The organism is Tenacibaculum profundicola (genome assembly GCF_057220795.1).
This window is the reverse complement of record NZ_CM170137.1, coordinates 3519758-3534373: the sequence shown is the minus strand read 5'-3', so window position 1 is coordinate 3534373 and position 14616 is coordinate 3519758. Positions and strand designations below refer to the sequence as shown.

Annotated in this window: 12 protein-coding genes and 1 tRNA gene; 10 read left to right on the top strand and 3 right to left on the bottom strand. The window is 30.9% G+C overall.

What is annotated here, in order from left to right; all coding sequences use genetic code 11:
- Positions 1–29: 29 nt before the first annotated feature.
- The 9 genes from AC2TDS_RS14740 (at position 30) to AC2TDS_RS14700 (ending at position 9174) form a co-directional block, all read left to right on the top strand.
- Entirely contained in the window at positions 30–1106 is a 1077-nt protein-coding gene (locus AC2TDS_RS14740; RefSeq protein ID WP_484736338.1) for a ligand-binding sensor domain-containing protein, read from the top strand.
- A gap of 769 nt (positions 1107–1875) precedes the next feature.
- Positions 1876–2949, top strand: coding sequence for a hypothetical protein (locus AC2TDS_RS14735; protein WP_484736337.1), 1074 nt, complete (start codon positions 1876–1878; stop codon positions 2947–2949).
- 356 nt (positions 2950–3305) lie between these two features.
- The gene (locus AC2TDS_RS14730) at positions 3306–3443 is read left to right on the top strand and encodes a hypothetical protein (RefSeq protein WP_484736336.1); all 138 of its coding nucleotides are present in this window, start codon (positions 3306–3308) and stop codon (positions 3441–3443) included.
- 321 nt (positions 3444–3764) lie between these two features.
- Positions 3765–4835 carry a hypothetical protein gene (locus AC2TDS_RS14725; RefSeq protein WP_484736335.1) on the top strand — a complete coding sequence of 357 codons (1071 nt, stop codon included), beginning with the start codon at positions 3765–3767 and terminating at the stop codon, positions 4833–4835.
- A 431-nt stretch (positions 4836–5266) separates the two neighbouring features.
- Positions 5267–5812, top strand: a complete 546-nt coding sequence (locus AC2TDS_RS14720; RefSeq protein WP_484736334.1) for a GNAT family N-acetyltransferase — start codon at positions 5267–5269, stop codon at positions 5810–5812.
- Between the two features lie 540 nt (positions 5813–6352).
- Positions 6353–6679, top strand: coding sequence for a thioredoxin family protein (locus tag AC2TDS_RS14715; protein WP_484738964.1), 327 nt, complete (start codon positions 6353–6355; stop codon positions 6677–6679).
- A gap of 15 nt (positions 6680–6694) precedes the next feature.
- Positions 6695–7723: a serine hydrolase domain-containing protein gene (locus AC2TDS_RS14710; RefSeq protein WP_484736333.1), complete on the top strand. Its 1029-nt coding sequence runs from the start codon at positions 6695–6697 to the stop codon at positions 7721–7723.
- A gap of 442 nt (positions 7724–8165) precedes the next feature.
- Complete coding sequence (locus AC2TDS_RS14705) at positions 8166–8489, top strand: hypothetical protein (RefSeq protein ID WP_484736332.1); 324 nt, start codon at positions 8166–8168, stop codon at positions 8487–8489.
- Positions 8479–9174, top strand: coding sequence for a TauD/TfdA family dioxygenase (locus tag AC2TDS_RS14700; protein ID WP_484736331.1), 696 nt, complete (start codon positions 8479–8481; stop codon positions 9172–9174). Before AC2TDS_RS14705 ends, AC2TDS_RS14700 begins: the two co-directional genes overlap by 11 nt.
- Positions 9175–9675: 501 nt before the next feature.
- Here AC2TDS_RS14700 and AC2TDS_RS14695 read toward each other — a convergent pair.
- Positions 9676–9748: transfer RNA gene (locus AC2TDS_RS14695), tRNA-Met, on the bottom strand.
- Between the two features lie 873 nt (positions 9749–10621).
- Between AC2TDS_RS14695 and msrA the strand changes: the two genes are divergently transcribed.
- Positions 10622–11113, top strand: coding sequence for a peptide-methionine (S)-S-oxide reductase MsrA (msrA, locus tag AC2TDS_RS14690; protein ID WP_484736330.1), 492 nt, complete (start codon positions 10622–10624; stop codon positions 11111–11113).
- Between the two features lie 542 nt (positions 11114–11655).
- On the opposite strand, the gene AC2TDS_RS14685 is transcribed toward msrA, so the two are convergent.
- Both AC2TDS_RS14685 and AC2TDS_RS14680 read right to left on the bottom strand, forming a co-directional pair.
- Entirely contained in the window at positions 11656–13686 is a 2031-nt protein-coding gene (locus tag AC2TDS_RS14685; RefSeq protein WP_484736329.1) for an OmpA family protein, read from the bottom strand.
- A gap of 15 nt (positions 13687–13701) precedes the next feature.
- On the bottom strand, positions 13702–14610 hold the full coding sequence (locus AC2TDS_RS14680) for a PorP/SprF family type IX secretion system membrane protein (RefSeq protein WP_484736328.1): 909 nt from the start codon (positions 14608–14610) through the stop codon (positions 13702–13704).
- Positions 14611–14616: the final 6 nt, after the last annotated feature.

The following is a 14616-nucleotide window of genomic DNA, read 5'->3' as shown; positions in this document are numbered from 1 at the left end:
AACCGTTAGTCAAAACCTAAAAAAACGAAATGACACATTTAATTACTAAAGGATTCTTACTCATTTTAGCTTTGACAATTGTTTCTTGTAGTGGACAGAATATAAAACAGAATGAGAAAACTATTTCAAGTCAAATAATAGAAAATGATAGTGTTGTCAAAATTCCACTTCCCGAAAAAGGATTTTATTGTGGATTAACAGATAGTAAAGGGAACTTATGGTTTGGAAGTAGAGGAAACGGAGTTTTTAAATACGATGGTAAATCAGTTGAAAACTACACAACGGATAATGGACTTTGCGAAAATGACATATCCTGCATTATTGAAGATAATGAAGGAAATTTGTGGTTTGGCACAACAAGTGGAATTTGCAAATTTGATGGAAAGCAATTTAAAGAACTAAAAATTCCATACACCGATACTTCTACTTCTTGGCTCGATGATGTTTATCCTGTAGTAAACCCAAACCAAGTAATGTCAATCTACGAAGACATAAACGGAGACTTTTGGCTCGGAACAAATGGCGCTGGAGTCTACCAATACAACGGGAAAACATTTAAACAACACCTCTCTGATGTTGGTATGATTTACGATGACGGTTTATACCATAATATCATTTTAAGTATAATCGAAGATAAAAAAGGAAATATTTGGTTTTCTTCTTTAAGCCACGGTGGTGTTAGTGTTTATGATGGTGAAAATTTTACACATTATACCAGTGAACTAAGTGATGATTTTATACGTGTTGTCTTTTGTGATTCAAAAGGAAAAGTTTGGATTGGTACACACGGAACTAACGACGGTGGACTTGATAAATTTGATGGAAAACAGTTTACAGCATTTTATAAAACGGATAATGGTTTAAGTCATAATAATGTTAGGTCCATTTTTGAAGACAAATCAGGATTGCTTTGGTTAGCAAGTGGCACAACAGAATTAAGCATTTTTGATGGCAAAAAGTTTAAAATTTTCAAGGATAATGAAGGAAACACATATGATAAAATAACTTTTATTATTGCAGACACAAAAGATAATATTTGGTTTGGGAACAGATTCGGACTATGGAAATATGACGGGGAAAAAGTATATGAAATGACAATAAACTAAAACAAAATGACAGCAGCTAATCGAGTAGACAGCTCCCCTCGTTAAAGAAGAGAGTGCGCCTCTCACACCACCATACATACGGATCTCGTATACGGTGGTTCATTATATCAGAACTTTACTTTATGGTAATACCCTAACATGCTTTGACACCCTTTTTGTGTTAAGCGTTTTTCCGTTATAGTCGTTCGTAGATTAGGACTTTGTGCTACTGCCCATCCTCCCAATCGTGTCCGAATCTAGGCATACGCTTGGGTTGGCTGGACTACCTAGTAAATTTGGTGCAAATACCTTAAGTCTAAAACGGTTTTTAGTTGACGATAAAATTATGCTCAGGAACTCGTGAGCTTAATACAAAGTTGGTAAACAATGCCAGTTATTGTTTGAATTTACTGTAAAAGAAAATAAGTGTTTTTTTCTTTATACAAGATAGAAAAATCAATAATAGCAGTAGTTATGATTTCTTTTTCTATTAAAATAGAAAGGAAAAAATGACGTTTTATTCCGATAAATTCAAATGGTAAATGGTATAACTTCTATTGATATATCTTTTAAATTACACTTTTAAAAACACAATTTCTTATGCCTTTATTTTCCACTTACTTTTATTACTGAGTTGTGCAACAAGCACAAAGCCAAAAGAAATTGCTTACTGATTTATCAATTTGTGAAATTCATATAGTAAAATGGTTTAGGTATATTTATAAAATAAAATAAAAACCAACGCAACATTTCTTAGCCAACGCGCAGGCATTCATTAAAACCAGAACCAATGAAAAAAATACTACTCACATTTTGCATTTCAATATCTATAAGTTCTTGGAGTCAAGAATTAGAAATAGGCAAATCATTTCCAAAAATAGAAATTATTGAAATTGATGAAGAAAACCAACCCAATTTTGTGAAATATGGGCAGTTTCAAATTGAAATCCCATTACGCAAAGATGATAAAACAGGGCTCTATTTAATTAAAAACCCGAAAGAACATTCAATTAAAATAGTATCATTAATTAAAAAAAGTATAGAAAATAATATTAACGTTTTAATTTTCCCTGAATTAGCCAGTAGTCTTCCTTCTAAAGAAAGAGATAAATTAGAAAAAGAAGTCCTAAGTCTAGCAAAAGAAAATAATTTATTCGTAATACTTGGAAGCTATTATGATGAAAATAAAAATAGTAGAATATTAGTAATAACTTCTAAAGGGATTTACAGAAGTTATAAAATAAAATCATCAAGATTTGAAGCTTCTCCAATAAAAGGAAAAGGAATGAATCTTGGAGACACTTTATTAGTCTTTCAAACAAAATACGGTAACATTTTACCTATAACTTGCGTTGACTTAATATCAGATGACATTCAATATATTGCAAGGTACTTAAGTAATAATGAAGTAATTGAAGTATTAGTAAACATTAACTGGAATCCCGCAACTTGGGAATTTATGAGAGAAGTTTCTGGAATTGTAAATAGACATTCCTTATTTGCAAGTATTACAAACAATATTGTTGATTCAACAAAAATTAAAGATTGGAAATCTAAACCTTACTCAAGTAAATGTGATTTTTCTGGATATGGTGATTACGGAAATACCTCTCTTTTTGGGTCAATGAGAGAAGACCAACGTGAAAAATTATTTCCGTACATTTCAAATTGTTTTAAACACCCTGAAAAAGAAACTCTACTCCCAAGCTATCAAAATTTAATATATAATCTTGAGCCTGGAATAGAATCAATATTAGTGTATGAATTAAACTTAAGAGTTATTAGACTTCCAAATAAAACACAAGCACCTGACCAAGGGTATCCATTGGTAAGAAATATTGAAGTTATCGAATTGGAAAAATAACGAAATTTAATAACCAAGCATATGGCGTGCCGATAGGCTAACGCAATGTATCTTCTTGTAAAACTATAACAAAACTTACCATAAGCACCTTATAATCAAGGTGTTTTTTACACCCAAGATTTACGTAAACAAATTATGAAATAATAGTAGGTTTTTAGATCCTAAAAATGGACAAATTCTTTGACATAATTGTGGTAAGTGGAAAGTATATTAGTATTTATATTTTCATATATTTGAAAGGTAAATATGCGAAATTGCTTATATACATAAGTTAGCTACAATTAGAAATGAATTTAATTCAGGAAAACACAAAGGATGATCAATGGTTCACCAGCCTGCGAGAGGTTGAAAAGCGGATGGAAATTAACCTTGAAGATTATGATTGGCATTTTTCTGATGTTAAAGGCGGATGGATTCTATTAGAAGACCCAAGATGGGTAACTGGACGAGAATTGAAATCAAAAATTAATGAATTTGATTACCAATTTATTTGAGCGGTAATTTCAGCATTCCCGTCAGGTTCTCAACCTAAATTAAGTAAAGAACCTTATGCAGACGGTAATCCAGATTTTTGGAAAGGAATTCCAGAAAAACAGCTCAAGGATGCTCTTTTTGAAATAGTTTGCTGGGATAGTAGTGCCACCCTCTGGATTGGTTTGCCTGATGAACTTGGAATCAAAGCATTAAAAAATGCACCAGGCATTGAAGATTTAGATGAATTCAATAAAAAAAGTAGCTAATACCACCTAAACTGCATTAAAAAGCAGTTTAACCAAAACGTTACTCAAAATAAACACAAAATTATTTTAAATAAAATGAAATTATTAATTTCCATATTAACAGGCTGTATTTTATCTTCATATTCTCTATCTTCTAAAGATTATGATTACAAGTCTTTAGCTCAATCCTACGTTTTAAATGAAATTGATAAATTTATCGATGATTACTCCTCTGGATTAACAAACCCTTTATTTGTTCACCCAAAACTAAAACCATCATCTAAGGTGTTGTCAGAAATTATTGTGATAAAATGCCCTTCAAATTATATTTGGTGGACAGTCAAAGATAAATTTGACGAACTCCAAAAAAAGGATGATTGGAAAAACATAATTAAAGAAACTAGAGATAGTTATCCAATTACTTACTACTTTAATAATAAGAATCATATAGATAGTATTAATCAAGGAAACAACAAATATGTTTTTAAATACACTTCAACTAAAGAGGTAATTAGAAACTTATACTCAGAAGGAGTATTGGAGAATATTGCGGAATTTAAATATAACAAATCAAGTCAACTGATAAGCTATTCTCTTAAAGATAAAAACAATAAGCCTATTGAAAAAAGAAAATATCATTATGATAATCAAGGAATAATTCAAAAAATAGAATCTTTCGACTCAAGATGGGAATATGCTAACTATATATGGGATTTCACATATAACGACATGGACAATTCTTTAACTGTTATTGAAACAAAGAACAATTTAAAATCAACATATGTCCATATTAAAATAAAGTCTTCTAAAGAGTATTATTATGAATATTTCTCTAAACCAAAATATTTATATTTAAAATCTACAATAATATTGGACGAAAATGGAAATATTAGTCAAAAAAATATTAATCGCAATAATGAAATTCTTAGGTATTCTGATAGAAAAACAATTGATAACTGGGAACAGGTTAAAATTAGGAAAGAACCCTATAAAAATGGATACAAATTATTAGAAAGTGTCAATGGCAAAAAGGATATCTCAATAACTAAAAAATTATTTAATGACAATCACGATTTAATTTTTGAATCTTACAGTAATAATTTTAGTTTTCCAGAAAATGAACCTGAAGTTAAACGAGCTAAATATAAGTTTTACAATTATAAATAACTACTGCTAATAACTAAGCATATGGCGTGCCGATAGGCTAACGCAATGTGTCTTGTTGTACAATCATAAGAAAACTTACCACAAAGCGCCTTTTTTTAAGGTGTTTTTTTATGTCTAAGATGTACGTAAACGAATTATAAAACAATAATAGCTTCTCCGATACCTAAAAAACGGAAAAATTCTTTGACATAATTGTGGTGAGTATATTACGATAACCACTTGTAAATGTTTACATTCATTTGTAAATGTATGTTTTTTGTTAAATGGATAATCCCTATAAAGTTACTGTTATTTTGTTGCATGCACACCGTAAATAACTTGTTTTCAATGAATTAAACTCAATTAGTTACGTGGGGATTTTTGTAACTTTGTGTAAAAAAGATGAATATGCGTAATTGCATATATACACTAGTTGTAGGTAATTTAGATTAATGAAATCAATAATAGAAACAAAAAGATTAATTCTTAGAGAGTTTACAAAAGATGATTTTGAAGCAGTTTATGAGTTTAATTCCAATACTGATATTCATAAATATACAGGAGATGAAGTAATTAATACACCGAAAAGGGCACAAGAGATAATTGAACAGATTTGGTTAAAAGATTATGATATGTATGGTTATGGAAGATGGGCTGCTGTATACAAACCAGATAATAAAATAATAGGTTTTGCAGGTCTTAAATATCTTCCTGAAATAAATGAAACTGACATTGGTTATAGGTTTCTTCCTGAATATTGGGGTATGGGAATCGCCTCTGAGGTATCAGAAAAAATATTGGGATATGGTTTTGAAAAACTTAATCTTGAAAGAATAATTGGAATCGCTATGCCTGAGAATATAGGTTCTTGGAAAGTTCTTGAAAAAATAGGTTTAATCTTATACAAAATTGATGAATATAATGGTGACGGAAAAAAGTATAATTGGTATAAAATAAATAGAACTATCTACAATCAAGTAGACGTCTCTCCTCGTTAAAGAAGAGAGTGCGCCTCTCACACCACCGTACATACGGGTCTCGTAAATGGTTATGGGCACTACCCCACCCCATAAGGGACTTGCACCCTCTAGATTAATATTTTATCTTGCGATAAAATAAAGATGCCCATGCTGGGCACACACACGGTATAAAAATAATAGCGGCTTAATCGCTAAAATGAAATTAAATAATTATAAGAAGAACTATTCCAAATCGAAAATTAGTGTTTTAAATCCAATACTATTATTATACTAAACTCCTCATATACTAGACGGTTGTAGCTAATTTAAACGACTCATCACCTAAAAACAACAATTGAGTGAGTAAAATTAGATCTAATAATTTTTATTATTGAATTTTATCTCGGAAAACAAAAATCTTGTAATAATGAAAACAGCAGGCAATTCATCCTCCAAATTTTCTAAAACTAAATCTCATCCATTTTGGAGATGGTTCTGGCTCACTTTTCTTGTAGTCTCTCTTGCTTATGCTTGGTATTCTTTTTATGTGCCATCCAATGATATAAATGGGCAAAAAATATTACTTCTGCTCAAAAACTCACCAACTATTCTGACAAAAACACACTTCTTTTTTTCACTGGTAAATGGTGTGTACCTTGCCGAATTATGAAGCGTGAAGTTTTTGCAGATAAAGAAGTTACAAAGGTCATCAATTCGCAAATTACACCAGTAATGATTGACATTGACAACCCAAATACCAAAGAACTAGTTAAGCAATATAAGGTTAGCGCAACACCAACAACAATTATTATTGATTCCGAAGGAAAAGTAATTGATTACATTGTGGGAAAAATTGAAAAAAATAAATTCCTTGAAATGTTTGGTAATCTTCAACCTAATAAATAATAAGCACATATCCTGATGAACAAACAAAAAACCATAATACTTAGAGTAATTTTACTTGTCGGAACAATAATCTCATTGTTTTTTGTGCCATGGCTATTGGTAAAAGCGTGGATTCTTCCTTTACCAAATACGGTTCAGGAACAATTAGATGAGGCCATTGGTCATGGATTTGATGGAATGATTGTTTACGTAGACCAAGCAAACAAACCAGCTCAGTTTTATGCTTCCGGTTGGCATAATCGAGAATTCAAGACACCTGCTAAACCAGACGCACTATTTAAGATTGCTAGTATTAGTAAACTATATGATGCTGTAGCTGTTACCAAACTGGTTAGTGATGGAAAACTTTCATTAGATAAAACAATAGCTGATTATTTACCAAAACTAGTGGGAAGAATTGAAAACGCAGAAAAAATAACCTTGAGGTTAATGATACAGCATAGAAGCGGTATTCCCAATTTTACAAATACCCCAAATTTCTGGGGAAGTCCAACGCAAACTTATGAAGAAAGTCTCGCCTTGATTTTAGATAAACCAGCCAATTTTGAACCTGATGGAGATTATGAATATTGCAACACAAATTACCTTTTAATTAATAAGATAATGGATGATGTATTAGGTTATAATAACTTTCAATTCATTCGAGAAGAAATTCTTATACCACTAAATCTTAACAATACCTTCGGCTCGTTAAGTGATGTAAATATAGACGATGTAATGAGTGGTTATCATGTAGGGTATCCGTTTGATTTAAAGGAAGACGAACATGGTATGGTTGCTACTGCAGAAGACGTGGCCACATTCTTAAGAGCATTGAATGATGGCTCGTTATTTGAACAGGGAGAAAAGGAGATATATGATTCTATATATGAATATGAACATTCTGGTTGGGTTCCAGGATATCAGAGTTTTGCCAAATATCACAAAGACCTTGATGCTGTAGTTGTTCAATTCTACAGTACAACCGATGCAAAACTGTACAATTGGAATTTATCAGAAATCATAAATAACAGAATTAGAAATATAATCAGAAATAAAAATTAGCCACAATAACTAAGCATATGCCGTGCCGATAGGCTGACGCAATGTATCTTCTTGTAAAATTATAATAAAACTTACCATAAGCACCTTATCATCAAGGTGTTTTTTACACCCAAGATTTACGTAAACAAATTATGAAATAATAGTAGGTTTTTAGATCCTAAAAATGGACAAATTCTTTGACATAATTGTGGTGAGTATTACGATAACCACTTGTAAACGTTTACATCCTTTTGTAGTATATTTTTTGTTAAATGGATAATCCCTATAAAATTACTGTTGTTTTATAGGGGTCAAAACAGTTTTGTCACACCCACACTGTAAAGTATTTGTTTTCAATAAATTAAATTCAATTAGTTACGTGGGGATTTTTGTAATTTTGTGTAAAAAAAGATGAATATGCGTAATTGCGTATATACACTAGTTAGGCAAAATTAAAACTGATATGAATATTGAATATTATTCTGAATTTGATGATACTAATTTTCCAATAGTTGAGAAGTTAGAAATTGAAATTGATGAGACCTCACCTATAATAGAATTACTTGAATCAATTCACCAACTTACTGAAATACCAAAATATAGAGAGATAAAATGGGATGGAAAAGTGGAAAAAATTGCTTGTTCTTATTTTTTTAAGAAATCTCAAGAATCGTATGATTTTGAAATGGTAGAGGATTTAAATAGACAAATACTCGAATTTCCTAAAAATGGTTCAAATGGAGAATTAAGTTTATTCATTGACAAAAATACTGGACTTGTTAACTAAGTATAATTTTGAAAAAGGATTAGTTTTCCAACAAGTTATTGAAGACTTAAGAAAGGGAAATAATATCATTCACATTGAGAATTATCCGGTTTCAGACAATGAATTAAGTACATTTATCACTAAAATTGGTATTCCCTTTTATGAATACAGAAATAATAATCAAAAAGCTGTTTTTGATGTAGAAATTTCTAAACAGAATAATTATTTTAAATCTATTGCAAACTCAAATTTAGCTTTTCCTTTACATACAGATTGTGCAGATTTTGAATCTGTCCCAAATTGTATAGGATTATTATGTATTGAACCAGCATTAAATATGGGAGGGAAAAGCAGATTTTCATCTTTAAAAGATTTTTTGCAAAAATTGTCGGATAACAAATTCAATGAACTGACAACTAAAAACTGGAAATTTAGAAACCAACTAAAACCCATCATTCGAAAAAACAAAGAAGACATAACTGTATGTTATGACAGAATTACAATTGAATCATTTTCTAAAATTAATAATGATGAAATCGAAAAACTTAATAAATTAGATGAATTATTTAAAGATAAGTCGTTTGAATTTATGCTTAAAAAAGGGGATTTAGTATTGTTTAGAAATGATTTGTTCTTACACGGAAGAAGTGGTTTTGAAGAAAATTCAAAGAGATTGATTAAAAGAATAAGATTTGATATAAAATAACTTTGCCCAATAACTAAGCATATGGCGTGCCGATAGGCTAACGCTATATGCCCTGTTGACTGATCCGTTGACAGTAAGGGGTAAAACGATAATTTTGTATTATTTTAGTAAGTGAATGTTGGTTAGTTTCTAGTGGGGGTTTAGTTTTTTTTAGAGTCCTTAGTTTATAATTTGTTACTTTTTCTTTCTGATTGTAAAATTCATAGCTTAATCTGCTTGTTTATTTGGTTTTTTCATAAGTCCCTCTTACTACTAAAGACATTATAAATTCGGATAAAGGTTTATTTAATTATGGAAATCTAATATCGTTAAAAGCTTCTGATACATTAGAAAAGTATCGAAATAAAACAATAATAACTACTTTTTTATTTACGGGAATGAGATTTAACGAGCTTAGAAATTTAAAAGTTGAAGATTAAAATACTCTCAAATTTTTTAAGTATGTTTTAGGTAAAAAATCAAAAAAGACTTCCAAATAATTGAAAGTCTTTAGTGTTTTAGTAGCGGGAACAGGACTCGAACCTGTGACCTTCGGGTTATGAGCCCGACGAGCTACCTACTGCTCTATCCCGCGATTTGCGGTTGCAAAACTACAAACTTTTATTGAATTAAAAAAACAAAAAAGATATTTATTTCCATAATCATGACAGCTAGGAGGTTTCATTCCAATAGCAAATTAAAAACAAGCTATATCTAGGTATAATACCTCCACTAATGTTAATTTAAGAATTCTAAAAAATATCAAAACCAAAAAGGTGTTCTAAAATATTTAAAGTGATTGGTGTTATACGATTTATAGATATATATTTCGTGTATAGGTATTGAATTATTTTAAGTTAGTTTAAGGCATAAAACTTTAGCATAGCCAAGCTATGGTTAAGTTTTATAACGCAAAAATAGCTACAAAAGAAATAATAGATATGCGAAATATTTATTTGTAAATCGTATTAAACCCGAATTATGCAATAGAACTTCGTAATGAAAGAGGCAAGCAAGCGCAATAAAACCAAATGCTTTCTCAATTTTAACATAGTCCCCTATGGTTAAAAGTAAAACGAGATGGATGCTTTTAAAGTGGTTTTTATCTTATAATAAATATTCTATGGCATAATTCGCGTTAAATATACCGAATACCAATTGGAATTTGAAGTTACGCTTAATTTCGTCCCACTCATTAAAGGTTTTAAATAACCATCAGCATGATACCATGAAAATACTACACCTATAGATCGGTTTTTACCATAAACAATTTTGGTCGGCACATTAACACCAAATGGTATACAATTTTTTAAAAACCTAAAAACAACTAAGAATTACCATTTACTTACGTTGACATTGCAAAAAGTTATTCATGTTTACAAAAACAGAAAATACTTCTATCTAGTTAAACTTCGAGTATTTCTTGTAATTTTACAGTGTAATAAATCGTTTATAAAACACTACACATATGAGCACTTATAAAACAGCATATATCGCAGGAGGATGTTTCTGGGGAATGGAGGATTTATTTAGAAAACGCCCTGGTATAAAAGATACTGAAGTAGGGTATATCGGAGGGCAAAATGATTTTCCTACCTACAAAAACCACCCTGGTCATGCTGAAGGAATTGAACTTATCTATGATCCTTCTGAAACTTCCTTCAGAGAGATCTTAGACTATTTCTATAGAGTTCATGATCCAACAACCATTGATCGTCAGGGAAACGATTTAGGCGCAAGTTATCGTTCGTCTATATTTTTCCAAAATGAGGAAGAAAAGAAAATCGCTAAAGAGTTTATTAAAATCGTTGACGATTCAGGTAGATGGTCAAGCAAAGTTGTCACAACTTTAGAGCCGTACACTAAATTTTGGCCAGCCGAAGAGTATCATCAAGATTATTTGCTAAAAAAACCGAACGGTTACACCTGTCATTTTGAAAGGTTTGATACTTTTTTATAAAAATAAAATGATACCATTTGCAAAGTGAAATTACCTTCAAAGAAAAAAAGTAGGTTATTATGGTTGTTTCAAATTGTAATGGTATCATAAATTATTAAATCCGAATTAGGTATTATACCATTTACCATTTGAATTTACTGTAAAAGAAAACTCAAACAATAACTGGTATTAGTATTTCAATACTGAATGTTTTACTGTTTTTTTTCAGCATAGCGACGCTACACTAATACCAAGAAAACGCCTGTTTTTCATGGATATTTCAAATCTAATTTGAAAATTCTAATATAGAACTAGGGATAAAACTGATTTTATGTCATCTAATATCTAAAAAATAAACGTATTCGTTTTTATAGTTAAAACTCCTTACAGCAGTCATAAATCTCTCTTTTTATTCATATTAAAAGGTTCCATAAAAGTCCTTAAAACCATTATTTACAGAGCATATCATCTTACGATACTAGATACTAATCTTCTAAAGATACAATTTCAAGGACTATAATACAAAACGACTTCAATTTTACATTAATATTTTTACATAATTACTACATCTTAAGTATAATAAACTCAGATCTTCTATTCATCTGGTGCTCTTGTTGTGAGCAAGGAACATTATCTTTACATTTATTAATTAATTGAGACTCACCATACCCAATTGCACTTTCTATTCTGCTAGGAACAATGCCTTGACTGATAAGATAATCTCTCGTTGCTTTTGCCCTTCTGTCCGACAGGTTTACATTATAAGTACTCGTATTTCTAGCATCTGTATGAGATTCAATTTTTATGATCATTTTAGGATATTGTCTCATTAACACCACAATTTTATTCAACTCTATTCCAGCGTCATTTCTAATGAATGATTTATCTAAATCAAAATAAATGATCCCTATCTTAATTTTAAGGAGTCCTTGATCTTCAATAATTAACTCATTAAGTGTTTCTAATCCAAGAGCCACCACAGTCTCTCCATTTTCATTTTCGGTGATAAACCGTTTTTCTTTAATCTGATAGCCTGCTTTTGATACTTCTACCCTGTGTTTTACTTCACAATTAAGCAACGTATTAAACCTATAGGCTCCATTCAAATTGGTTACTGTTGTTTCCAACTTTTGACCGTTCTCATTAAATAAACTTACGGTTGCCTTTGCAATTCTCTCGCCTGTAATCGTATTAGAAACATAGCCGCGAACCATCTGTTCACATAGTGATTTTTCAGTATTTTTGGGCATTCTTACAAACGAATAAATATCATCATCTCCTTTTCCTGAAAGTCGATTTGAAGCAACAAACCCAGTATTTTTATCTTCTTTGATAATCAAAGAAAAATCATCCAACTCACTGTTCAGAGGCGTACCTAAGTTCACTGGCTTTTCAAAGACATCTTTAGACCTTGCGCTCCTGAAAACATCTAAACCTCCCAATCCTAAATGACCATCAGAGGCGAAATACAACGCTTTATCCGTAACGTACGGAAACATTTCACGTCCTGCAGTATTCACATTCTTTCCTAAGTTTCTAGGTTTAGAATAGCCACTGAATGTCTTATCAGATGCTTCACCTACCTCCTTTTCATCAAGAATATCAACAACAAAAATATCTGTACTTCCAATCGAGCCCGGCATGTCAGAAACAAAATACAACAACTTCCCATCATTACTTACAGATGGATGACCTACAGAATACGCGTCACTATTAAAAGGGAGTTCTTTAACATTTTGCCATGTTGCCATAGTATCTCCTTCTGACTTAATTAAATCTGCACTATATAATTTCAAGTGGTTGGTTCCTGCATCATCTCTACCTAGTTCTCCATTATAATTATTTCTTGTAAAATAAATTCTCTTATTATCGGGAGAAAATGCTAATGTAGCCTCGTGATATTTTGTGTTTAAATTTTCAGAAAACTCTCCAATTTCTTCCACATCCGATTCAATTTCGTTAAGATTACTGATATACATATTCAGAAAAGGTTGTTGATTCCATTGGTAAATTCGCGTATGATAATAAGACGAATCTACTGCTGAGGAATAGATTAATTTATCATTATAATACATAGGACCGAAATCTGAATTCTTAGTATTAATAGATAAATTATGCAACACAAACTGAGGTTCGATATCAAAAATATCATCGATAGCCATCTTTTCTTGATTTAGATTATTTGATCTATCATCAACATTTTTTGTTCTTTTTGCAAATTCTTTCATCCATCTTTTTGCTTCTCTGTGTTTTCCTACTCCTTCTAAACTATGCGCATATCTGAAAATATATTCAGCTTCAATACTGGTAAAATAATCTGAAACTAATTTATTATATAAACGGTACGAATTTTTCATATCTGTATTAAAGAAATAAGAGTCTCCTGCATTTTTAAGAGTTTTGACATACTCTTCTATCTCTTTGTTGGACTTGTTATCTTTCTTTGCTAATTTATTAAGCTCCAACTCATATTGGGCTGCTGCTTCTTTATACCACATTTTTTCAAATAACTTATCCGCTTTAGAAATAGGTTTTTGAGCATAAGAAAAGCTGGTTGTTAACCCTACTATGATTACTATAATTATTTTTTTCATGACTTACATAAATTTTTAAAAGAAGCGGGGTGATTTTAATTGACTTTCTTTTGTGATTAACTCATAACGCAACATTACCTCATGGGTACCAGAATTGAAATCTCCCAAACGAGTTGTTGTTAAATCATAAGCATAGCCTAATAATAATTTCGGGCTTAGTTGTAACCCTAGTAAACCGCTTACGGAATCATCCCAACGATAAGCAACTCCTAGTCTTAAATTATTATGAAACATAAAATTGGCTGAGATATCCGCAATAATTGGGGCTCCATCAGTAAATTTCCCTAAAAACGCAGGTTTAAACTTTATAGATTCACTTAAATCAAAAACCTTCCCTGCAATAAAAAAGTAATGCAACCTCTCTTCGCTAATATCATTAATATCACGATCGTAATGAGTGTTCGTTAAAAAATTTGGAACAGATACACCAAAATAACTCTTTTCATTTCGCCAATAAACCCCAGCACCAATTGTTGGTAAAAACTTATTATTAATCGACGCTACATCAGATTGCTGTTGAAACCCATCAAATAAATCGACATTTAACATCCTTCCTCCTCCTTTCATTCCGAATGATAGTTTACTGTTATTACTAAGTCGGATTGTATACGATACGTTCGCATCTAAATATAGTTCCTTAGAAGGGCCTAATTTATCATGAACAAATGAAATACCTAATCCTAAGTTTTTCCCTATGGGAGATTCTACACTCAGAGATTGTGTTTGAGGAGCTCCTTCAATACCTACCCATTGCGTTCTATGCAAAGCCGTAATTGATAAATGACCTCGCGAGCCCGCATATGCAGAATTGACAGACAATGTATTAAACATATAGTTTGTGTACTGAGGGTCTTGCTGAGCCTGAATATTTAGACTCAACAAGACGAACACAAATACAATTGATATTTTAAATTTTAAATACATTTTAAC